At 45.2% G+C, this 5,807-nt stretch carries 5 protein-coding genes, 1 tRNA gene and 1 pseudogene; 2 read left to right on the top strand and 5 right to left on the bottom strand.

All coding sequences use genetic code 11. The annotated features are described in order from the left end of the window. Nucleotides 1-223: 223 nt before the first annotated feature. The 3 genes from trhA to B5E82_RS17575 all read right to left on the bottom strand — a co-directional run bounded on the left by trhA (nt 224) and on the right by B5E82_RS17575 (nt 2,124). Nucleotides 224-892: a PAQR family membrane homeostasis protein TrhA gene (trhA, locus tag B5E82_RS17585; RefSeq protein ID WP_087308820.1), complete on the bottom strand. Its 669-nt coding sequence runs from the start codon at nt 890-892 to the stop codon at nt 224-226. 197 nt (nt 893-1,089) lie between these two features. Further along, entirely contained in the window at nt 1,090-1,632 is a 543-nt protein-coding gene (locus B5E82_RS17580; protein ID WP_087308819.1) for an NADH peroxidase, read from the bottom strand. 111 nt (nt 1,633-1,743) lie between these two features. Further along, entirely contained in the window at nt 1,744-2,124 is a 381-nt protein-coding gene (locus tag B5E82_RS17575) for a Fur family transcriptional regulator (RefSeq protein ID WP_087308818.1), read from the bottom strand. 275 nt (nt 2,125-2,399) lie between these two features. On the opposite strand from B5E82_RS17575, the gene B5E82_RS17570 reads away from it, so the two are divergent. Continuing rightward, nucleotides 2,400-3,503, top strand: coding sequence for a C40 family peptidase (locus tag B5E82_RS17570; protein ID WP_087308817.1), 1,104 nt, complete (start codon nt 2,400-2,402; stop codon nt 3,501-3,503). A gap of 176 nt (nt 3,504-3,679) precedes the next feature. On the opposite strand, the pseudogene B5E82_RS18930 reads toward B5E82_RS17570, so the two are convergent. Together B5E82_RS18930 and trmB are read right to left on the bottom strand one after the other, a co-directional pair. Further along, nucleotides 3,680-4,129 (bottom strand): annotated as a pseudogene (locus B5E82_RS18930) (transposase); the annotation flags it as partial. A gap of 480 nt (nt 4,130-4,609) precedes the next feature. Next, on the bottom strand, nt 4,610-5,263 hold the full coding sequence (gene trmB / locus B5E82_RS17560) for a tRNA (guanosine(46)-N7)-methyltransferase TrmB (protein WP_087308816.1): 654 nt from the start codon (nt 5,261-5,263) through the stop codon (nt 4,610-4,612). A 196-nt stretch (nt 5,264-5,459) separates the two neighbouring features. Between trmB and B5E82_RS17555 the strand changes: the two genes are divergently transcribed. Continuing rightward, a tRNA-Lys gene (locus B5E82_RS17555) sits at nt 5,460-5,532 on the top strand. Nucleotides 5,533-5,807: the final 275 nt, after the last annotated feature.

The raw sequence follows: 5,807 nt of genomic DNA, 5'->3' as shown, positions 1-5,807 counted from the left end.
GAACCCTTGCTTGCTTCTTAGCATATCTCAACAAAATCAACCTTGTTTCAAATGGCTATTTTTCAATAGCTTGTTTCAGTGCGCCATTTTTCGGCTGGCCTCTACTTTCTTTCACACTACCCCTCCGCTGATTATTATAAGCGAAGGGGTATCTTTCTGTAAACGGTACTTTTGTAAACTTAAACTGCGTTTCCGGCCGCAATCTCAGCCGGAGCTTCCTGCGTCAGACGGGAAGAGGCATATGGGCCACGAAGACATACATCATAATAAAGTGGCAGATGCTTCCGCCCATTACAAACAGATGAAAAATTTCATGAGAGCCAAAATTCTTATGTCTGGCATTGAAGATTGGAAGCTTCAGAGCGTAAATGATGCCGCCCACGGTGTAGATGATACCGCCTGCCAGAAGCCAGCCAAAGGCAGCAGGTGAAAGGGCGTTCAGAAGCTGGGTAAAAGCCAGAACACAGAGCCATCCCATGGCGATATATAATATAGAAGAAAACCATTTCGGACAGGTCACCCAGAAAGCTTTCAGCAGGATTCCGGCCAGGGCCACGCCCCATACAAGGGCGCAGAGCGTGTATCCGGTCCGCCCGCCCAGAACAATCAGGCAGACAGGCGTATAAGAGCCGGCAATGAGCACAAAAATCATGCAGTGATCGATTTTCCGCAGAATACGGTTGGCACGCTCGGAAAGATTCAAGGTGTGGTAAGTGGTGCTGGCCGCATAGAGCAGGATCATGCTTGCGATAAAGACAGCCAGAGATATGACATGGATCTTATCCGGATTTTGGGCGGCGCGTATCAGAAGGGGCGTAGCCGCAAAGGCAGCCATGAGCATACCGATAAAATGAGTGATTGCGCTGCCGGGATCTTTGATTTCAAATTTCATAAAAGCCATCTCCTTAAACAGTTTTATAATATTTTAATATGTAGTATTGAAAACTATGTTATATTATATTCGTATTATACGCTGTTTTGCAGCGATGTCAAGGAGATTAAGAAAAATATAAGAAAAAAGAGAGTGAACTTAAAATCAGTCCACTCTCTTAAAACTCATAAGAATTTCTGAATACTCAGGTGTGGTTTTTAGCCGAAGTATCTCTTCAGAAGACCCTCAAATGCGCGGCCATGACGAGCCTCGTCGCGGGCCATCTCATGTACGGTGTCATGGATAGCATCCAGGTTCGCAGCCTTTGCGCGCTTAGCAAGGTCGAACTTACCAGCGGTAGCGCCATTCTCAGCGGCAACTCTCATCTCCAGGTTCTTCTTGGTGCTGTCGGTAACAACCTCTCCCAGAAGCTCAGCAAACTTTGCAGCATGCTCTGCCTCTTCCCAGGCTGCCTTCTCCCAGTAAAGGCCGATTTCCGGATATCCCTCTCTGTGAGCAACTCTTGCCATAGCCAGGTACATACCTACCTCGGAGCACTCTCCATTGAAGTTTGCTCTCAGATCCTCAAGAATGTCCTCGCTTACGCCCTGTGCTACGCCTACTACATGCTCAGCTGCCCAGGTAAGGCCGCCCTTCTGCTCTGTGAATTTGTCCGGGCCAACGCCGCACTGCGGACATTTCTCAGGCGGATTCTCGCCTTCCCATACATAACCACATACAGAACATACCCATGTCTTCATAATCATATTCTCCTTTTCTTTTTTTAATATAGTTGATTAGTTATTGCTAAAAACAGTAATGATTCCTGTTACTGACATTAATGTATCACAGATTTGCGTGTTCGTCAAGCACTATTTTGAGCAATCAGAACAGATTCCGTAATACAAAATAGAGTGACCGTCGATAGTGCCGGGAAAGTTCTTCTGAGCCTGCTGGTCGATAAAGCTTTCATTGTCCAGATGCACGTCAAGAAGAGAATGGCACTTCCGGCAGAGGAAATGGGAATGAGGCTTCACATTGCCGTCAAACCGGTCCGGCCCGTCGGTGGTAATCTTAATGATTTCTCCCAGTTCTGTCAGAAGGGACAGATTGCGGTAAACGGTTCCCAGACTGATATTAGGAAATTCCTCCCGCACATGCAGATAGATGGTATCGGCAGTAGGGTGATCATACCGGGACATCAGAAAACGCTTGATAGATTCCCGCTGCCGGCTGTATTTTAATGCTGGCATAAAAACATCCTTTCATAATAATGATAACAGTTATTGTTTCCTATTATTTTAATCATAAAAAATTCAGTTGTCAATAGAAAAAAATTACAGGTCTGTTACAGTTCCTTCTATATAAATAGGTAAAAGCCAAAAACATTCAGGAAATAATCAGGAAATATCATAAAAGAGTAGGCGTAAGTGGTTGACAAGCCAGGATTGGGCTGTTATAATTCTTTCATAAGTCTTAACAAATTTGTAATAATTGAGCAAAGGACTATACGGAGGATAGTAAGAAGATGCATAGATATACAGCAGTGTGCCTGGCCGGAGCTTTCTGCTTTCTGATAAGCGGAAGCAGAGCAGAAGCAGCAGCCAATCTTCTGTCAGCAGATGAAGGCATCGCGTCCGTTATGACGGAAGCATATCAGGCAGACCCGGCAGCGGATGAAATAGTTCTGGAAGAGATGACTCCTTCTGAATATGATGGAATCTGTATTGCGCAGGTAAATGATTATGTGAATGTCAGAAGCGAGCCCAACGAGGAGAGCGAGATTCTCGGAAAGCTTTACGATAACTCGGCTGGTACCATCGAAGAGGAGACGGATGGATGGTATAAAATCACATCCGGAAGCGTGACAGGCTATGTAAAGGCCGATTATGTGGTCACAGGCGATGACGCAGAGGCTCTTGCCGCAGAAGTGGGCGAGAGGGTAGCTACCGTTACCACACAGACTCTCCGGGTCAGAACAGACGCCAGCACAGATGCCAGTGTTCTGGGATTAATTGGTGAAGGCGAAGAGCTGACTGTTACCAGTGAGCAGGACGGCTGGGTTCAGGTCTCTATCGAAGAAGGAGACGGCTGGGTATCCACTGACTATGTAGATCTGAGAACTGACTTTGTACAGGCTGAGTCCAAAGAAGAAGAGGAAGCGCGCCTGGCAGAGGAGGAAGCGGCAAAAGAAGAGGGAAGAAGAAAAGCGGCTGAAGTGGAAGCCAAGACAAAGAGCTCTTCCAGCAGCTCTTCTCAGACGGTAGTAGGAAGCGGCTCCGGCAGCAGCAGCGGAAACGCGGTTGCAAGCTTTGCAAGCCAGTTCGTAGGGAACCCGTATGTATACGGAGGTACAAGCCTGACGAACGGCGCGGACTGTTCCGGTTTTGTCATGAGCGTGTACGCGAATTTCGGTGTAAGCCTGCCTCATTCCTCCAGCGCGATGAGAAGCATAGGATATGAAGTAAGCCTGGCAGAAGCGCAGCCGGGAGATATCATCTGCTACAGCGGCCATGTGGCAATCTATTGCGGCAACAATACCATCGTACATGCCAGCACAGCTGCTACAGGAATCAAATTTACATCTCCGGCAAATTACAGAAATGTTATCTGTGTAAGAAGAATCTTTTAAGATACAGGAGCTGTCGCATCAATGATTAGAAAATCATAGGTGCGGCAGCATCTTTTTGCCGTTTTTTAAGGCGAAATATTCTCTTCTTTCATTCTGTTTCTACAAAAAGGCGAACTTTAATAAACCTTTTCTGGAAAAAAGGTTCGTTTTCAGGATTTACTTTTGGCCTGTCAAAATCAGGCGGTTTGTTTGAGTAGAAATAAATGCCGCCCTGTCCTTTCCGCCTGAATCTTATGATGAAGCTTGTTTATGTTATACCCGATCGCCAGCAGGATACTCTGAGCGGTTACATTTGCTTTCCCTCGATATAAATATCGCCTGAATTCCATATCCTCTTTAATGTTTGCAAAGCTTCCTTCTGCCTGTATGCTTCGGTTCATTCGAAGCTGTGTTCCATAATCACTGGTAATCCGTTTTAGTGTTTCCTGACGCTTTTCTTTCATCTTTTTCGAAACATACAGTACTTTCTGCCGGTCCTCCATTGGAGTTTTACAGTTGTTTCCCTTAATGCAGTCTGTTTTGAAAGGGCACCCGCTGCATCCGCTGCTTCGATATACGGTAACAGTTCTCCGGTATCCACTGGCCGTCTTTTCTCTCTTTTCATACTGCACGGTCAACACCTGTCCGTTTTTACAGTAATAACAGTCCGTTCAGCTTCTCAAAGAAATACATCTCGGAGAATTTCATGCCAGGCCAATTGAAAATATATTTTGACAATAGCTTCCTATTGTCAGACACGAAAAAAAGCGCAATTCGTGGCATAAATTACCAACACTGCATTTTGCACAAACTTTTAATAGAGTTTACAAATTTTTAACGAAAAAGAGTGGATAACCAAAAAGTTATCCACATTTTATCCAAGGAGAAAAGCCGGAAAAGAAAGTTATCAACGAAGTTATCCACTTTATCCACATTTTTCAATGTGTAAAACACAGGTTTACATAGTATTTAGCGAAACGGATGTTTTGTACAGATTGAATAAATCAGATAAAAACAGCCCAAATATAAAAAACCTGCTTGACAATACCGATGTCGAAATATAAGACAAATTATCTGAAAAAACGAGGAAAACGGATCTCCGCCTGTCCCGGACAGAAAAATCTACGTCAGGAACGTACCCGGGGAGGGATGGCAGTCAGTTTATAGATAGGATTGCCGCGGGAAGAAAATTTCTCTTCATATTCAGTCATAATGTTTCCCGCATTCATCTGGGGATCGTTGTGCAGATCTCTGGTGTATCCGAGCAGCTTCCATCCGGCTTCTTCAACGCTTTCCAGAGAAAAGTCAAACAATGCCTCATTATCGGTCTTGAATTCCAGCTGTCCGCCTTCCGCCAGAAGAGGCGCGTAACGGTTCAGATAATTTACCGAAGTCAGCCGCCGTCTTGCATGGCGGGCTTTGGGCCAGGGATCGGAGAAGTTCAGATAGATTCGGTTGATTTCGCCTGGGGCAAAAAACTGCTCCAGCTCAGAGGCATCCTCACATAAGAAACAGAGATTCGGCAGAGGCTCCTCCTCCATTTTTTGAATGGCGCGCAGCAGGACGCTGCTGTAGCGTTCGATTCCGATATAATTGATCTGTGGATTCTGCGCGGCCAGTTCCATCAGAAACCGGCCCTTTCCCATACCTATTTCAATGTGGATAGGACCCTGGCTGTCAAACAGGCGGTTCCAGGTTCCGGGACGCTCTTTGGCGTCATGAATGACATAAGAGCTCAGAGCGACAGCTTCCTCAGCTCCTTTGATATGTTTCAGTCTCACATTCGTACTCCTTTTAAGATGATTTTTCCTGTCAGCGCCGGGCCTGTAAATGAGCCTTCGGAGCCGAGTTTTCTTCATTGTATATAACCCGCAAAAAAAAATCAAGAAAATATAAAAAAAGTACTTGCATTTTTGGAAATGATACAGTATAATAACTCTTGCGTTGAAAACAACGGCAAATTAATCAAAGAAATAAGCGCGATTAGCTCAGCTGGCAGAGCACCTGACTCTTAATCAGGGTGTCCAGGGTTCGAACCCCTGATCGCGCACGCAGGGCACTGTTTTTGCGACATGGAGCGCGGGGGCGGTGCTTTTTTCTGCGCAAATGCAGGAAAAGCAGAGCGGAAGAAAACAGTTGTAATTTGAAATGAAGTCGGCTATACTTTAATAGACTGCAGTTCATGTAAATAAATGAAAGCTGTTGTAGGTAGTGTCAAATGAGTTATGAAAAAATGAAGTCTAAGAAATAGGCTCAGATTGAACCTTGAAAATTGCAGATATGATGTTTGATGGCAGCTTACGCCACCCTTGACAGCACACAAAA

The sequence above is a fragment of the Lachnoclostridium sp. An138 genome (assembly GCF_002160765.1).
GTDB classification, from domain to species: Bacteria; Bacillota; Clostridia; order Lachnospirales; family Lachnospiraceae; genus Laedolimicola; species Laedolimicola faecalis.
The sequence above is the reverse complement of the archived record's forward strand: the minus strand, read 5'-3'. Positions and strand labels throughout refer to the sequence as shown.

What these genes read in the sequence shown, in the direction of transcription:
- B5E82_RS17575 (WP_087308818.1), bottom strand. Translation starts at nt 2,124, where the DNA reads ATGCCAGCATTAAAATACAGCCGGCAGCGGGAATCTATCAAGCGTTTT.
- B5E82_RS17580 (WP_087308819.1), bottom strand. Translation starts at nt 1,632, where the DNA reads ATGAAGACATGGGTATGTTCTGTATGTGGTTATGTATGGGAAGGCGAG.
- B5E82_RS17570 (WP_087308817.1), top strand. Translation starts at nt 2,400, where the DNA reads ATGCATAGATATACAGCAGTGTGCCTGGCCGGAGCTTTCTGCTTTCTG.
- trhA (WP_087308820.1), bottom strand. Translation starts at nt 892, where the DNA reads ATGAAATTTGAAATCAAAGATCCCGGCAGCGCAATCACTCATTTTATC.